This window comes from Psychromonas marina (genome assembly GCF_030161115.1).
Classification (GTDB): domain Bacteria; phylum Pseudomonadota; class Gammaproteobacteria; order Enterobacterales; family Psychromonadaceae; genus Psychromonas; species Psychromonas marina.
The window spans coordinates 34,107-51,645 of sequence record NZ_BSPQ01000004.1 but is presented as its reverse complement, the minus strand read 5'-3'; the positions used below and the strand labels follow the sequence as shown (position 1 = coordinate 51,645).

Below are 17,539 nucleotides of genomic sequence, written 5' to 3'. Positions count from 1 at the left end.
ATTTTAGATTTATCTAATATAATTTATACTGGCGACTCAATGGTATTTCAGGTGCAAAGCAATGACCGAGCGAATTAAAATCAAAGAGATAAAAACATCAACCCAGTCAAATGTTGATCGTTATAACCCCAGTAATCGCATCTACGTACGAGCGGTCTATGGTTTGTTTCAAAAACTTCGTCGCTATACTGGCTGGGGATTAATCATTCTCTTTTTAGCGTTGCCAATGATCCGCTGGAACGGGCACCAAGCCGTCTTATTTGATATTGCAAAACAGCAATATCATATTTTTAATATGACCCTGTTCCCTCAAGATTTAACGCTCTTGGCATGGATATTTATCATTGCCGCTTTTGCCCTGTTTTTTATTACGACTTACCTCGGCCGTGTTTGGTGTGGTTATACCTGCCCGCAAACCGTTTGGACTTTTATTTTTATCTGGTTTGAGGAGCGCTTTGAAGGCACCGCCAATAAACGTAAACGCCTTGACCAAATGCCTTGGAGTTTTAACAAAATATGGCGAAAAGCAGCCAAGCATACGGGGTGGATAATTGTTTCATTGCTGACAGGCCTCGCTTTTAGCTCCTACTTTGTCCCCGTCGATGAACTCTATTTTGACTTTATCACTTTTAATGGTGGTTTTGCGACAACCGCCAGCATACTGTTTTTTGCAACCATCACCTATGCAAATGCCGGTTGGATGCGATCTATTGTTTGTACCCACATGTGCCCTTACGCACGCTTCCAATCAACGATGTTTGATAAAGATACCTACATCGTTGGTTACGATACAACACGTGGTGAAAAACGTGGTCCACGTCGCCGTAAAGCAGACCCTAAAGAGTTAGGACTTGGAGACTGTGTTGATTGTGATTTATGTGTACAAGTTTGCCCTACAGGCATCGACATTCGTGACGGCTTACAATATGAATGTATTAACTGTGGTGCTTGTATTGATGCATGTGATGAAACAATGGTAAAAATGGGCTATGAAAAAGGGCTTATCTCCTATACCTCAGAACAAAAATTGGCGGGTAAAGAAACCCATGTGATGCGCCCTAAAATTATCGGTTATGGATTAATGTTGCTAGTCATGATTGGCATGTTTATCACCAATATTATTAATTTAAGCAGTGCAGAGCTTGAGATAGTCCGCGATCGAACCGCTTTATACCGAGAAAATAGTGAAGGGTTAATTGAAAATACTTATACCCTAAAAATCCTTAATAAAACTATTGAAACACAAACCTATGACCTCTCTTTTAGCGGCTTACAAGATGCACAATTAATTGGTCCGAAAAAAATAGTGATTAAGTCTGGTGAAATTCTCACTCAACCAATCTCAATTGCTGTTGATGCATACGATATGAAAGAGAAAAAGGTAATGATCACCATTAAACTCACCAGCAGCACGGGTGATGTTGAAGAGATCGAACAACAGAGCCCCTTCTTTACCGGTTCATAGCGGAAAACGCTAAACTTTGTACCTTGGGTGGTAACGAGTATAATCAAATAAAGCGCAACATCGGTTGCGCTTCCTTTTTTAGAGAACACCATGCCAGACTCAAATTTTAGTTATCTCTCCCTTACGCCTGAATTACAACTTGATGCACTTGCAAGTGTTGGTATCTATCCTGAAACAGGGCTAATACAGCTTAATTCCTATGAAAACCGTGTTTCACTGTTTACTGACGAAAATAAAGTTCGTTATGTCGTTAAATTCTACCGACCACAGCGTTGGAGTGAGGAACAACTGCTTGAAGATCATGCTTTTAGTCTGGAGTTAAAAGCGCAGGGAAACTGCTTATCTGAACCTGTTACTATTGATAATAAAACCCTCTTTGTGTTTCAAGGTTATTACTTTGCACTGTTTAAAAGCCTATCTGCTCGTAGTTTAGAGAGCGATAACTTAGATCATCTCTATGAAATTGGTATTAGCTTAGGCAAGTTGCACCAAACTAGCAGCCAGCAACATTTTCAATCACGAGAAGTGCTCGATACAGAGACCATGTTAGTGCAACCAATTAAGCAGCTTAAACAGAGCAAGTTAATCCCAAATGCTATTCGAGAGCCCTTATTTGCTGCGTTAGACAGTGTAGCAATACAGGCAACTGCACTATTTAATGCGCAACCCTTTACCTCAATTCGCTTACATGGTGATTGCCACGCAAGCAATATTTTAATGGATAATGATACTCCCTATTTTGTCGATTTTGATGATTGTAAGACCGGCCCTGCAGTGCAAGATTTATGGATGTTATTAAGTGGTAATCAGCAAGAGCAACAATTACAACTATCGACTTTATTAGAAGGTTATGAACAAGAGTTTGAATTTCACGTAGGGCAATTGAAGTTAATTGAACCATTACGCAGCATGCGTATCATTCATTACGTGAGCTGGATCAACAAAAGATGGTCAGATCCTGCATTTCCGCTTAACTTTCCTTGGTTTACTACTGACCAATACTGGCAAGAGTTGTTACAATCACTACAACAACAGATCATTAATATGCAAGTTGCGCCACTATCAACGCAACCCAACTATTAGCATTATTTACAAAGGGAATACCGATGAAAAAGTTTTTTGCAGTTTTCGCAGCTTTAATATTATTACCACTATCACTACAAGCAGCTGATTTTAAAGAAGGAACTCATTACGAGGTAGTTAAACAAAATGCAACATCTACCCCACAAGTACTAGAGTTCTTCTCATTTTACTGCCCACACTGTTTTAAATTTGAACCGTTAATGGCGCAATTAGAAGCAAAACTAGGTGATGACGTTGAGATCAAAAAGAACCATGTTAACTTTTTAGGTAAAGAGATGGGTCCACAGCTAACACAGGCATATGCAGCAGCTGAACTATTAAAAGTTGAAGATAAAGTAGCAAGTTTGATTTTTGACCAAATCCATACTCAACGTAAAGCGATTAATGGTGAAGCTGGCGTTTTAGCTATCTTTGAAAAAGCGGGTATCCCTGAAGTTGAAGCAAAAGGTGCACTAGCAAGCTTCCCAGCAACAGGTATCGCATCACAAATGAAACGTAATACTGAAACCTTCCAGATTCGTGGTGTACCGTCACTGATTGTAAATGGAAAATACCAAGTTATTACTAATTCAGTTAAAAGCACAGATGAGTTTATCGAACTGGTTTCGTATCTAACAAAGAAAACAGACTAGGATAAATTTTTAAGTTATTGCTCGTTAAAGATAACTAAATACCTAATAAAACTGATGCAATAAGGCCACTTATTTCTGCTGTAACTCAAGCGACTTATCTAACACCCGCTTGAATTACAATGGATTAGTGGTCATTTTTGTGCCGATTACTGTTTATAAGGTATACTAACAGCCAATGGATAAATGGAGTGTTACCTTTGAAAATTGTATTTAACGATGCAGACCAAATCAAATCAATGTTACGAGATTTGCACATCGAGAAAGGCTCAAATAAAGCTAAGATTGTCGCAATCAGTGGCATTGAAGGTGGCGGTAAACGCGAACTGACAGAAAAAGTAGCTGACGCTTTACGTCTTGCTGGAATATCAGTGGCTATTGTACATACTGTTGATTGGGAAGCAGCTCAAAATGTTCGCTTTAATGTCATGAACAGCCCTCAAGAATACTATCTCAATGCCTACCGTTTAGATGATATGGTCGAACAACTGATTCTACCTCTAAAACTTTTTGGTAAAGTAAAAACATCTGTCACCCTTAAAAATGTACTTAATCCCCGCACCACGCATTACAACCTAGAAAATATAGATATTATACTCATTGAAGGTGTGTACCTTTTACAAAGCGCTTATTTAGCACTGTATGATTATACTATTTGGGTAAAAAGTGATTTTGATGCCGCTTTTGCACGGTTAAATAACCAATTTGAGATTCAACAATCACATCAAACCTTGTTAAGCCTGTTTGAAGGACTAATCAAACCAGCAGCTCAATACCATATTTATACAGACGACCCGCAAGGAAATGCTAAATCTGTCTATATTGAACAAGAAAATAACGACAATGCCGCAAAATCAGAAAATGAATAACACTGCATATATGCAGTTTGAAAGAGCACAGTGGGCGGAGCTACGTAATAACGTCGCGCTGCCTCTCTCTGAAGAAGATCTACAACAACTACAAGGTATTAACGAGTCACTTTCGATTGATGAAGTGATAGAAATTTATCTTCCTCTATCACGCCTATTAAACCTATATGTCGAAACACAGCAATATCGTCATACCGTGCGCGATAAATTCTTAAACAGTAATCACGAACACGTACCCTATATCATTGGTATTGCAGGCAGTGTCGCGGTTGGAAAAAGTACTACAGCACGTATTTTACAAGCGTTGCTCTCACTTTGGCCACAACACCCAAAAGTTGCATTAGTCACTACGGATGGCTTTTTACGTCCTAATAAAGACCTTGTTGCGCGTAATTTAATGCATAAAAAAGGCTTTCCAGAAAGCTTTGATATTAAAGCACTTGTCGATTTTGTTGCTGCTATAAAGTCAGGCAAAGAATCTGTTTCTGCTCCGATTTACTCGCATTTAACTTACGACATCCTTCCTGATCAAACGCTATCCGTTGAAAAACCTGATATTGTTATATTAGAAGGATTAAATGTATTACAAACAGCGATCAATTATCCCGATCACCCTCATCGTGTTTTTGTCTCTGATTTTGTCGATTTTTCTATTTTTGTTGACGCGGATATGGACCTTTTAAAGCAATGGTATATTCAACGTTTTCTTAAATTTCGTGAAGGTGCATTTACTGACCCCGATGCTTATTTCCACAGTTACTCTAAAATGAGTGAACGTGAGGCAATCACTATCGCATCTAAGATTTGGGATGAGATCAATGGTGTTAACTTGCAAGAAAATATTAGACCAACCCGTGATCGCGCTAATTTAGTGCTAAATAAAGCCACAAACCACCAAGTCTCTAGCGTAAAACTACGCAAATAACAGCCTACTTAATACTTTTCAATGCCAAATCGGTGGCAGGTTTAGTTTCACCTGCCCTGATTCGTTTAAGCTACTCACAAGCACTATAAAAAGGGTTATTTTAGTGTCATATCAATAACTAAAAAAAAATGCTATTATCTGCCACCTTTTTATGAAAATAATAAATTAAATGGATTTAAGACCTTATTTTCCCTTGTTAACTCATACTCATTTCTAAAGCCTAGCTAACCTTAGCCGGTCTTCATAAATGGGCATATTAGGAAAATTTATGCTTTCACTGTTTAATAGTATTAACGGTATTTTATGGGGGCAAATTCTTGTCTACCTACTTATCGGAACCGGCATCTACTTCACCGTACGCTTAGGGTTTATTCAATTCCGCCACTTTTTACATACTTTCACTGTTATGCGCAGTAGCCGCAAATCAGATAGCGAAGGGATTTCCTCATTTCAGGCACTTTCAACCAGTTTAGCTGCACGTGTCGGTACGGGTAACCTTGCCGGTGTTGCGATTGCAATCACTGTCGGCGGTCCTGGTGCTATTTTTTGGATGTGGGTAATTGCAATTTTGGGGATGGCAACCAGCTTTGCTGAAAGCACCCTTGCGCAAGCTTATAAAGTACATGATGAAGATGGTAACTTTCGTGGTGGTCCCGCTTATTATATGGAGCGTGGCTTAAACGCTCGCTGGATGGGTAGCCTATTTGCGATATTACTCATTATTGCTTTTGGTTTAGTATTCAACGCAGTACAAGCAAATTCAATCACAGCAGCACTGCACGAGTCTTTCCAGTTTGATAAAATATGGATTGCGGCGGTATTAGTCGTCGTATGTGGTTTTGTTATCTTTACCGGTATTCGCGGTATCGCAAAAGTGGCAGAGAAAATAGTACCAACAATGGCTATTGCTTACCTAGCCGTTGCTGCATTTGTTGTGCTTACTAACATCACTGAACTTCCTGCTATTTTCAAAATGATCATTGATTCTGCCTTTGGCTGGCAAGAAGCAGCAGGTGGTGCCTTTGGTATCATGATCATGACCGGTATTCAGCGTGGTCTATTCTCAAATGAAGCGGGTATGGGTAGTGCAGCGAATGCAGCAGCAACCGCATCTCCTTATCCTCCTCACCCTGCTTCACAGGGTTATGTTCAGATGCTAGGTGTGTTTATTGATACCATTGTTATCTGTACAGCAACAGCATCTATTATCCTACTTTCAGGCGGTTTAGAGTCGTTCACTGGTATGGGTGGTATCGAAATCACACAGCGCGCACTTGACTCACAGGTCGGCGGTTGGGGTGGTCAGTTTGTTGCTATCGCACTACTGTTTTTTGCTTTCACGTCAGTGATCGCAAACTACTCTTATGCAGAAACAAACCTTATCTTCTTAATGCATAAAAATACCCGTGGTTTAATCTTCCTGCGCATTGCAGTTTTAGGCATGATTATTTTTGGGTCACTGCAAAGCAACGATCTTATTTGGTCACTTGCGGACGTATCGATGGGTCTAATGGCGATTGTTAACTTAGTGGCTATTTTACTGCTGTCTAACGAAGTGATTAAACTGGCTAAAGATTACAATCAGCAATTAGATGCAGGTAAAGTGCCTAGCTTTGACCGCACTAAGATTCCTGAGTTAGATAAAAAACTTGAACCAGGTATCTGGGAAAAGAAATAATCTCGTTAAATTTCAGGTACAAAAAAGGCGCTTTAAGCGCCTTTTTATTTACCTGTTATTCGTATAAAACAGACTTAAAGAATAATCTCTTTTAGTCGGATATCTTTACGATCTAGGTAATGGATAGAGTGAATACGACGTACTGTACGAGATTTACCACGTACCAATAGTGTTTCAGTTGTTGCCATACGACCATCAACAGCCACACCTTCAACTAAATCACCTTTAGTAATACCCGTCGCAGCAAAAATAACATTGTCATTTTTTACTAGGTCTTCAAGTTTTAATACTTTATTAACTTCAATACCCTGCTCTTCACAGCGACGAATCTCTTCTTCACCGGCTTTAATATTTTCTTCAGTCGCTTCTTTTACCATCGGACGTGGAATTAAGCGCGCTTGCATATTACCATCTAGAGCACGAACAACAGCTGCAGAGATAACCCCCTCTGGTGCACCACCAATACAGTAAAGCACATCAACTTGGTTATCAGGCATACAAGCGAGTACTGAGATAGCAACATCGCCATCAGGGATAGCAAATACACGACAGCCTAGGCCTTGCATATCTTTAATCACACGGTCATGACGAGGCTTAGCTAGCGTTGCAACCGTTAGTTCTGTTAATGGCTTACCTAATGCAAAAGCAATCGCTTTTAAATTTTGCTCAAGTGAAAGCTCTAAATCGATTGCGTCTTTTGCACCTTGACCAACGATAAGCTTTTCCATGTACATATCTGGCGCACGTAAAAAGCTACCTTTTTCACCAACAGCTAATACAGCAAGTGCGTTTGATTGCCCCATTGCCGTCATGCGCGTACCTTCGATAGGATCAACAGCGATATCTACTGCATCAGAACCTGCTTTACCCGTACCAACATGCTCACCAATGTAAAGCATCGGTGCTTCATCAATCTCGCCTTCACCAATAACGATTTCACCATCGATATCGATTTGGTTAAAGATAAGGCGCATCGCTTCTACTGCTGCGCCATCGGCAATATTTTTATCGCCACGGCCTAACCATTTGTAACCCGCTAATGCAGCGGCTTCTGTTACTCGAGAAAATTCAAGTGCTAATTCGCGTCTCATTCGTTGAGCTCCCAGTTCGAAAATCTGTTTTGCAAAATATATAGCGCAAATACTCTTAGTTAAGCCATATTAGTGATGACCAATAACACAGCTAGTACCTGAATATTTACAAAATCCTTTGTGCAGCTAATGGCTAAAAATCAACCATAGCGGCAATTGTCAGACATTATACCTAGATCCCCTGAAAATGCAGATGTATCTTATTGCTTGTGTGTAAAAATTTAAGCTCATTTTCAACACATTTTCACAGCCACTCAATGATAAATTTATGCAGACTCAACCACTTGTCGTACGGCAACTTTAAACTTCAACATCGCAGCTTTAATTTCATTGTCACTAATATTTAATGCCGGCGCAAAACGTATCACATCTGCACCTGCGACCAATACCAACAACCCTTGCTCTGCACTGGCTAATAAGAAATCTTTGGCGCGCCCTTGGTATTTTTCATTTAATACCGCACCTAATAATAACCCCGCGCCACGCACCTCTTTAAATACCGAAAATTGGTCATTAATATGCGTCAACAATTCACGAAATAGTATCTCTTTCTGTTTAACGGCAGCTAACATTTCAGGGGTATTAATGAGATCAAATGCTTTACCAGCAACTGCGCACGCTAATGGATTACCACCAAAAGTCGTACCATGTGTACCCACCGTTAAACAACTCGCGAGTTTAGTCGTGGTGAGCATTGCTGCGATTGGAAAACCAGCACCTAATGCTTTGGCGGAAGTGACAATATCAGGAACGATATCAAGCCCCATATAAGCAAATAGGTGACCTGTACGACCCATACCGGTTTGTACTTCATCAAAAATCATAATGGCATTATGCTTATTACACAAAGCACGTACAGCAATAGCAAATTGATTACAGATAGGTAAAACACCACCTTCGCCTTGAAGTGGCTCAAGGATAACAGCACAAGTTTTATCAGAAATAGCAGCTTCAAGCGCAGCTAAATCATTGTACTCAAGGTGAGTTATATCAGCAGGTTTAGGACCAAAACCATCAGAATATGATTTTTGACCACCTGCAGTTACGGTGAAGAAAGTACGCCCGTGGAAACCTTGATTAAAGGCAATAATTTCTGTTTTATCTTTGCTGTAGTTATCTTGTGCGTAGCGACGTGCTAATTTTAATGCAGCTTCGTTTGCTTCTGCACCAGAATTTGCAAAAAACACCTTTTCAGCAAAGGTATGATCAACTAATTTTTGCGCCAATTGCAAAGCAGGTTCATTGGTATAGATATTACTTACATGCCATAGTTTTTGAGCCTGCTCCGTTAGCACTTTAACTAATTCTGGATGTGCATGACCTAATGCATTAACCGCAATGCCACCGGTTAAATCTAAATATTCATTATCCTGTTGATCCCACACTCGAGAACCTTCACCGCGCACTGGGATCATCGGTAGTGGCGCATAATTTGGCACCATTAGTTGATCAAAAAGTGGGCGAGTGATTTGAGTGTCTGGCATAAGAAAATCCTTTTAAAATGATGGGTGACTAAAAATATAAATTAACAGCTACAGCAAGTGCTGTCCAAATTAATTACGCACTTGTTGAATAAAGTTATTAAGTAACTGCAACCCCTGTTCTGACATAATACTTTCGGGATGAAATTGCACCCCTTCGACAGCTAATGATGTATGGCGAATCGCCATAATCTCATCACTATCAAGCACCGTGGCAGAAATATCAAAGCAACTTGGTAATGTTTCTGGTTTTACAACTAAGCTATGGTATCGGGTTACGTCTAAAGGGTTATTTAGACCAGTAAAGACGCCTTTACCATCATGTTGTATTAAGGAGTTCTTTCCATGCTTAACTTGCTTAGCACGCACCACATCGCCACCAAATACTTGTGCGATACTTTGGTGACCTAAACAAACACCTAATAATGGAATTTCGCCAGCAAAGCGTTCAATAGCAGCCAGTGAAATACCAGCTTCATTAGGCGTGCAGGGTCCCGGAGAAATAACGAGATGGTCAGGGTTTAAATCAGCAATCTCTTTCAAGCTAACTTGATCATTTCTTTTTACAATAACGTGTTGTTTTAATTCTCCAAAATACTGAACTAAGTTATAAGTAAAAGAGTCGTAATTATCAATCATCAATAGCATGAAAAGAGTCACCTGTATGAGTCAAAAAATTCATTTTAACTCAACCCAGATACCAAGCAAGATGCTTTATCAGGTGATCGATTAAACATTTAAGCTCGTATAATATTAAAATCGCGATAATGCCCTTTTAAACGGAGAAAACAGCATGAAAATATTAATCATTGGATCCTCTGGCTTAATTGGCAGTGCATTAGTGCCCTACTTACAACAACAAGGTTTTGAGGTCGGGCGCCTTCTACGCGTAAAACAAAAACAACATCCCTACTGGTGTGTTGATCCTCTCAACTTTAACCTTAAAGAGTTCGCCAATCCCGATATTATCATCAACCTCGCAGGTGAAAATATTGCCGATGGTCGTTGGAGTGAAAAAAGAAAGCAACAATTGATCGATAGCCGAGTAAAAACCACTGAGCTTTTAGTGAAGCATTTTAAACACAATCCACCTGCACTATTCATTAATGCTTCAGCAATCGGCTTTTATGGGGAAAGAGGGTCACAGATTGTCGATGAGAACAGCGATGCAGGTAATGACTTTGTGTCTCAATTGGCGCAACAGTGGGAAGATAGCTGCGCTGATATTGAATCTACTACAACACGTTTAGTAAAAATACGCACAGGAATAGTATTAAGTAATAAAGGAGGAGCGTTAGCTAAAATGCTACCTGCCTTTAAGTTCGGAGGCGGTGGAAGAATAGGTGATGGTCAGCAAATGATGAGTTGGATAGATATCAACGATCTATGCCATGCAATTTTATTTATTATCGAGCAAAAACAACTATCAGGCGCAGTTAATCTTGTTTCCCCTAATGCAATAGATAACCAAACCTTTAGCCAAGCCTTGAGCAAGCAACTTTGCCGCCCTTGTTTATTGCCATTACCTCGATTTATGGTAAAGCTGTTATTTGCACAAATGGGCGAGGAGCTGCTGCTTGCTAGTACGCATGTAAAACCAACAAAATTATTGGATGCGGGTTTTCAATTTGAATATGATTCGATACAAAAAAGCTTAGCGATGCAAGTTAAATAATCTGAAGGTAAGCGAGTTATAAGTGAGGTTTTAAAAATTAATGCGGTAAATATTTTCTTTGCGGTAAAGGAAAGGGCAGCCGAAGCTGCCCTTAAGTTAGTCACTCTATCCAATCCGTGATAGTTGATGCTCCCTGCTTACATCCATTTGACTAATTGCCATCAAGGCATCCACTTCCTAATCCTTTAGGGTCATCCCTTTGTACATCCTTATAAGATAAACATCTTGTCTATCCATCATCTCCCTGTCCTTAGGAGGTGTCCTTCACTTGTCATCCTGACTAATAATAACCATCCTAGCTATTATATTTCCTTCATCCTGAAGGTGATCCTTTACTACATCCTGTAGTGTGTTCCAATATCATCCGTAATAATAAAACATCCTGTTTTATTCCTCTCATCCTGAGAGTATCCAACATGTCATCCTGACATTACAAAGAGCTTATTCGTTAATGTCTTACATCCTGTAAAACCGCGTCTCCTCTTTGCGAAACAAATAATACCCGTTTAGCAATCAGGATATTTGTAGTTAATCCTATAAAGTTCAGTGTAAATTATATCAAACAAATATATACCCAATAGATTCAACAACTTAAAAACAATAAGTTTTAAAGGTATGGCAAAGTAAATTTTTAATAACAACGATCACCTCTATGAGTAATGGTCGATCTCTTACACGTTTATTTAAAAGCAATTGAGAAACTAATATCAATAACGACAAAAAACAGATAAAACTAATTGAGTTTATCAAGATTCACTTAAAGCAAGATAAGAACAATTGATAAATTGATAAGAGAGCTGGTTTTAAGGGGGGTATATAAGAAGTAATTAAACAAGTTATATCGTTAGCTATTTATTTCCTTTCAGAAACAGGAAAGGGCAGCCGAAGCTGCCCTTAATGTAGTCACTCTATCCAATCCGTGATAGTTGATGCTCCCTGCTTACATCCATTTGACTAATTGCCATCCAGGCATCCACTTCCCAATCCGTTGGGTTCATCCCTTTACATCCGTATAAGATAAACATCCTGTTTATCCATCATCTCCCTTTCCTTAGGAGGTGTCCTTCGCTTGTCATCCTGACTAATAATAACCATCCTAGTTATTACATTCCCTTCATCCTGAAAGGTGTCCTTAACTACATCCTGTAGTGTGTTCCAATATCATCCGTAATAATAAAACATCCTGTTTTATTCCTCTCATCCTAAGAGTGTCCAACATGTCATCCTGACATTGCAAAAAGCTTACTCATCAATATCTTACATCCTGTAAGAACGCGTCTTCTCTTTGCGAAACAAATAGTACCCGTTTAGCAAACAAGATATTGGTAGCGAATCCTATAAAATTCACTGTAATATATATCAACCATAACATTTTCCTTATATTTCAATGGATTATGTAATTTGTGATCAAAATGCACGACAAAATAAATTAATATTTAGCACGATCACCTCTATTTATAATGGTCGATCTCTTACAAGAATATTTAAGAGTAGAAAATAGCCTAGTGTGAATATCGATAAAAAAACAGATAAAACTTAATGAGTGTAAAGTAATTCATTTAAAAAATGACTAAATCAATTAATAGGACACTGTTTTTGAAAAATTTTTTGAGGGTAGTTGTATAGGCAATAGAACAAGGAATTTTCTTTCAGAAATAGGAAAGGGCAGCCGAAGCTGCCCTTAATGTAGTCACTCTATCCAATCCGTGATAGTTGATGCTCCCTGCTTACATCCATTTGACTAATTGCCATCCAGGCATCCACTTCCCAATCCGTTGGGTTCATCCCTTTACATCCGTATAAGATAAACATCCTGTTTATCCATCATCTCCCTTTCCTTAGGAGGTGTCCTTCGCTTGTCATCCTGACTAATAATAACCATCCTAGTTATTACATTCCCTTCATCCTGAAAGGTGTCCTTAACTACATCCTGTAGTTTGTTCCTATATCATCCATAACGATAAAGCATCCTGCTTTATCACTTCTCATCCTGAGAATATCCAACATGTCATCCTGACTACGTAAACCTGATGTAACTTCCATCCTGTTAGTCACTTCCTGCTTACGGGTTAAATAATACAATACCACTTATCTAATAAGTGCATAAAATAACTAAAATAATCTAACACAAATAAAAACAAACAAACAAAGACATTAAAATCAGCCACTTGAGTTAAATTGTAAATATTATGCTGGATATAATGCCTTTTAAATACGCTATATCTCGCATAAACAATGGTCGATCTCTTACAATTATTTTTATTGGAAAGTATTAATAAGAGAATCAAAACAGATTATTTAATAGATAAAAAAAATCCCAGACGAATCTGGGATTTATATTTTCACTTTATGATGAAAAAGTGATTAGAAGTTGTAGCGTAGACCTACCATTAGTTCGTCTTCTCCATCGTCCATGTTATCAAGCATGTATGATGCATAAGTACGGATAGAGCTATTGAAGCGGTATTGTGCTTCAAGGGCAAAGTAATCTTTTTCTTTTAAATCGTCAGAATCTGTTTCTACATTTGCATAAATACCGATTAGACGAAACTCTTTAGTAAACTTGTACTGAGCAGCAACCTCTAATCCCGTGAAATCATCATTTGCATCAACATCACCCATTGCGTAAGTTGCAGCAACGTAAAAATCATTTAATGTGTAACCCGCACCAAATGTCGCTTGGTTAGAATCGTTATCAGCGTCAGAATAAGCAGCACCAATATTAAGTCCAAAATCAAATTCATAAGCAGCTGAAATACCAAATGAGTCAGCATCTTTATCTTCTTCAGCAATATAACTTGCTTGTACTGTTAGTCCGTCAGCAAATTCCCCCGAATAAAGAAAGGTATTTGCTCGCTTATCAGAAGCGGCATCAATAAGTTGCTGTTCACCAGAATGGTTAGATGCAATATCTGTAAAATCAGAAATTTGCACACCCGCAGTATCTTGACGACCGTACGAGAAGTCACCTACTTGAGTGCCGAAACCTGCATATAGGTAACGATTAGTGAGATCATCTTTTCCATCAAGCTGATATTCAACAAAACCAAAACCAGTTAGATTTTCAGAAATTTGTGTTTTAGCATCAAAATTAATACGTGCACGACTTTTATCTTCCATCGTACCTTCAACACCATCACCGAATACACCACGAACTTCAGCACGGCCGCCAATTTTCATTGAAGTGCCGTCATTGTCGTATACTGTAGCCGCGCCTGCTGTTGCAGAAACAAGACCAGAAATTATTGCTGTTGCTAATAGAGTTTTTTTCATGATTCTTCCGTGTATTATTTTAAGGTTATTATTATTTATCATTAACTTAATGACATTTTGTAACGTTATCGCTGTTCATGGGAGGGCAGATTACCCGCTATTCATGACAAATTTGCGACAAAATTGTTACAAGATCATTAAACCAATTAAATAATTACCTAATGTTCACTTATTAACCGTTTCTATTAAGAATCAATACCCTAAATGAAAATAATACACAGAAAAATTTCTTTATTTACCAATACAAAAACTAGAAAAAATACGCCCTAATAGATCATCAGAGCTAAATTCACCAGTAATTTCACTCAAATATTGCTGTGTTAACCGTAACTCTTCAGCCAACAATTCACCCGCTTTATATTCTTCAAGCTGAACCTTACCCTCTAATAGATGGCGCCCTGCATTATCAATCGCTTCTAAATGACGACGACGTGCCATAAAACCACCACCAGTAGAGCCTTGATAACCCATAATCTCTTTCAGATGACCTTTTAACCCATCCATACCCAAACCAGTTTTAGCTGAAATTCGGTACACTGGATGTTGATGATCTTCGGTTACTTCGAGTGTTTCACCCGTCAAATCAGCTTTATTACGTACTACGGTTAAACCTACAGAATCAGGCAATTTATCAATAAAGTCTGGCCAAATTTGATGCGGGTCAGATGAATCGGTGGTAGTTGCATCGAGCATAAACAATACACGGTCCGCACTTTTAATCTCTTCCCATGCACGCTCAATACCAATTCTTTCGACCTCATCAGCGCCTTCACGTAACCCTGCGGTATCAATAATATGCAACGGCATGCCATCGATATGGATATGCTCACGCATGACATCACGTGTTGTGCCTGCAATATCGGTAACAATCGCACTTTCTTTACCAACAAGGCTGTTCAATAGGCTTGATTTACCGGCATTAGGACGCCCAGCAATGACCACTTTCATACCATCGCGTAAAATCGCACCTTGTTTAGCCTGTGACTTAACAGAATCTAAATTATCAATAATTTGGTAAAGATCCGTCGCGATTTTTCCATCACTTAAGAAATCGACTTCCTCTTCTGGAAAATCAATGGATGCTTCTACATAAATACGTAAATGAATTAAGCTCTCAACTAAGTCATGAATTTTTTCTGAAAACTCACCTTGTAAAGAGTGCAGGGCACTTTTAGCTGCTTGCTCTGATGTGGCTTCGATTAAGTCGGCAATCGCTTCAGCCTGTGCTAAATCGAGTTTATCGTTCATAAATGCACGCTCAGAGAACTCACCAGGATTAGCACTACGCATATTTTTAATTGTAAGTATTGCTTTGATCAGCATATCCATCACAACAGGGCCGCCATGTCCTTGCAGTTCTAATACATCTTCACCAGTGAATGAATGCGGTGCTTTAAATAACAACGCGATGCCTTGGTCTAATACATCACCATGTTGGTCATTAAAGGCTAAATATTCGGCATAACGTACTTTAGGTACTTTACCTAAAATGATCTGTGCAACGGCCTCCACATCAGGACCAGAAACACGAATAATACCTACACCACCACGACCTGTTGCTGTTGCCTGTGCAACAATTGTATCTGTTACTTCAATCATAATAATGACCACTCTGTTGATATAATTTGAACGATTATAAAAAGCAAAAAGGCGACTAATAAGTCGCCTTTTGAATATTATTGGGGAGTAGAGTTACTTCTTACTGCCCAATCCCTTTTTTTCAAACTGCTTATAAATAATAGTCTGTTGAATCAGGGTAACAATGTTACTTACTAGCCAGTAAAGTACTAGACCTGCAGGGAACCATAGGAAGAAGAAGGTAAATATTACCGGCATAAACTTCATGATTTTCTGCTGCATTGGGTCTTGTACTGTCGTTGGAGACATCTTCTGAATAAAGAACATGCTCACACCCATTAATAACGGTAATACGTAGTATGGGTCTTGTACCGACAGATCTTGAATCCATAACATAAATGGCGCATGACGTAATTCAACCGATTCCATTAATGACCAGTATAGGGCAATGAAAATAGGCATCTGTAGAAGAATAGGGAAACAACCGCCAAGTGGGTTAACTTTCTCTTCTTTGTACAGTTCCATCATCGCTTTAGATACTTTCTGACGGTCTTCACCGTAACGATCACGTAATGCTTGAATCTTAGGCTGTAATAAACGCATCTTCGCCATCGACGTGTATTGCGCTTTAGTCAGTGGGTATAGAGCACCTTTAACCGTAAAGGTAATTAAGATGATCGCAAGACCCCAGTTACCAACAATACTTTGGAAGAATAATAATAATTTGAATAATGGTTGTGCAATAAACCATAACCAACCGTAATCAACCGTTAAGTCTAAGTGATTAGCAACAACAGCCATCTCTTTTTGTAATTTTGGACCAACCCAAAGATTAGCTTCAATATCCATTGAACTGTTTGGTTGAACAATTTGCATTGGAGCTTTAAAGCCGATCGCTGCATCTTGGTTGTGGATAATATTACTATATAGAGCATTGTTTTGATCAGGAGCAGGGATCCAAGCAGATACGAAGTAATGTTGCAGCATCGCTACCCAACCACCTTCAGTATTCTTGTTTAGAGAACCATCTTGCATATCATCAAAACTGTATTTTTTGTAACGCACGTCACTTGTCGAGAAAGCACCACCACGGTATACAGGCATCATCATATTCGTGCCGGTATCTTTGATTGTCTCTTTTAATTGACCATATAACTGCACGTTTAATTCGCGAGCACTGTTATTTTCAATGTTATAACTTACGTTAACCGCATACTCGCCACGTTTAAGTGTAAAAGTTTTAGTGAACACATTGCCAGATTGATCAACAAAACGTAATGAAGTAGAAACACTGTCTTGACCTTCAGAGATAACCGCTTGATCACTGTTTGCACTATAGAAAGGGCGACCTTTCTTGTTAGCATCAGGACCTTGCTGTCCAATCAAACCACTTTGTGCAATGTAAGTGAAACCGTTACCGCTATCTAAAATACGGAAAGGTTTACCAGAATCTAACTCAGTATCATGCTCAAGTAGATCTGCTGAGACAACATCACCACCCACTAATGAGATAGCAAGACGCAAAGTATCGTTCTCTAACGTCACAGATTTGCCTATCGGCGCTTCTGTTGGTAGCTGAGTTGGCGTAGCTGCTGCTCCAGATGATGCAGGGACATCAGCACTGAAATTTGAACTTGAAGGAACAGAGGCACTTGTATTAGTGCTTTGCTCAGTCGTTTGCGCAGTCGCAACAGGCTGAGGATTTTGATCTGTTACCCATGCTTGATAAAGCAAAAAGCTTACAAACAGTAGGGCAAGTAACAATAAATTGCGTTGGGATTCCATAACGTTT

The 17,539-nt window shown here is 39.0% G+C and carries 13 protein-coding genes; 7 read left to right on the top strand and 6 right to left on the bottom strand.

Translation table 11 applies throughout. The annotated features are described in order from the left end of the window. Positions 1-61: 61 nt before the first annotated feature. The 6 genes from ccoG (at position 62) to QQK09_RS07660 (ending at position 6,649) form a co-directional block, all read left to right on the top strand. Positions 62-1,465: a cytochrome c oxidase accessory protein CcoG gene (gene ccoG / locus QQK09_RS07685; protein ID WP_284203546.1), complete on the top strand. Its 1,404-nt coding sequence runs from the start codon at positions 62-64 to the stop codon at positions 1,463-1,465. A 90-nt stretch (positions 1,466-1,555) separates the two neighbouring features. Beyond that, positions 1,556-2,548 (top strand): serine/threonine protein kinase, encoded by a 993-nt coding sequence (locus QQK09_RS07680; RefSeq protein ID WP_284203545.1) that lies wholly within the window; start codon positions 1,556-1,558, stop codon positions 2,546-2,548. Between the two features lie 23 nt (positions 2,549-2,571). Next, on the top strand, positions 2,572-3,180 hold the full coding sequence (locus QQK09_RS07675; RefSeq protein ID WP_284203544.1) for a thiol:disulfide interchange protein DsbA/DsbL: 609 nt from the start codon (positions 2,572-2,574) through the stop codon (positions 3,178-3,180). A 197-nt stretch (positions 3,181-3,377) separates the two neighbouring features. Next, positions 3,378-4,046 carry a nucleoside/nucleotide kinase family protein gene (locus QQK09_RS07670; RefSeq protein ID WP_284203543.1) on the top strand — a complete coding sequence of 223 codons (669 nt, stop codon included), beginning with the start codon at positions 3,378-3,380 and terminating at the stop codon, positions 4,044-4,046. Further along, on the top strand, positions 4,021-4,971 hold the full coding sequence (gene coaA, locus QQK09_RS07665; RefSeq protein WP_284203542.1) for a type I pantothenate kinase: 951 nt from the start codon (positions 4,021-4,023) through the stop codon (positions 4,969-4,971). The genes QQK09_RS07670 and coaA overlap by 26 nt, the downstream gene beginning before the upstream one ends. A 268-nt stretch (positions 4,972-5,239) precedes the next feature. Further along, positions 5,240-6,649 carry an alanine/glycine:cation symporter family protein gene (locus QQK09_RS07660; RefSeq protein ID WP_284203541.1) on the top strand — a complete coding sequence of 470 codons (1,410 nt, stop codon included), beginning with the start codon at positions 5,240-5,242 and terminating at the stop codon, positions 6,647-6,649. Between the two features lie 74 nt (positions 6,650-6,723). Here QQK09_RS07660 and glpX read toward each other — a convergent pair whose 3' ends face one another. From glpX to QQK09_RS07645, 3 genes are all read right to left on the bottom strand, one after another. Then, positions 6,724-7,740: a class II fructose-bisphosphatase gene (glpX, locus tag QQK09_RS07655; protein WP_284203540.1), complete on the bottom strand. Its 1,017-nt coding sequence runs from the start codon at positions 7,738-7,740 to the stop codon at positions 6,724-6,726. Between the two features lie 266 nt (positions 7,741-8,006). Continuing rightward, positions 8,007-9,224, bottom strand: coding sequence for an aspartate aminotransferase family protein (locus QQK09_RS07650; protein WP_284203539.1), 1,218 nt, complete (start codon positions 9,222-9,224; stop codon positions 8,007-8,009). Positions 9,225-9,293: 69 nt separating this feature from the next. After that, complete coding sequence (locus QQK09_RS07645; protein ID WP_284203538.1) at positions 9,294-9,869, bottom strand: anthranilate synthase component II; 576 nt, start codon at positions 9,867-9,869, stop codon at positions 9,294-9,296. A 145-nt stretch (positions 9,870-10,014) separates the two neighbouring features. Here QQK09_RS07645 and QQK09_RS07640 point away from each other — a divergent pair, with 145 nt between their 5' ends. Further along, complete coding sequence (locus QQK09_RS07640) at positions 10,015-10,896, top strand: TIGR01777 family oxidoreductase (protein WP_284203537.1); 882 nt, start codon at positions 10,015-10,017, stop codon at positions 10,894-10,896. A gap of 2,364 nt (positions 10,897-13,260) precedes the next feature. On the opposite strand, the gene QQK09_RS07635 is transcribed toward QQK09_RS07640, so the two are convergent. The 3 genes from QQK09_RS07635 to yidC form a co-directional block, all read right to left on the bottom strand. After that, a complete protein-coding gene (locus QQK09_RS07635) occupies positions 13,261-14,169 on the bottom strand; it encodes a porin (protein ID WP_284203536.1) in 909 nt (302 codons plus the stop codon). 231 nt (positions 14,170-14,400) lie between these two features. Further along, positions 14,401-15,768, bottom strand: a complete 1,368-nt coding sequence (gene mnmE / locus QQK09_RS07630; protein WP_284203535.1) for a tRNA uridine-5-carboxymethylaminomethyl(34) synthesis GTPase MnmE — start codon at positions 15,766-15,768, stop codon at positions 14,401-14,403. Positions 15,769-15,861: 93 nt separating this feature from the next. Further along, on the bottom strand, positions 15,862-17,532 hold the full coding sequence (gene yidC / locus QQK09_RS07625) for a membrane protein insertase YidC (RefSeq protein WP_284203534.1): 1,671 nt from the start codon (positions 17,530-17,532) through the stop codon (positions 15,862-15,864). Between the last annotated feature and the right edge of the window lie 7 nt (positions 17,533-17,539).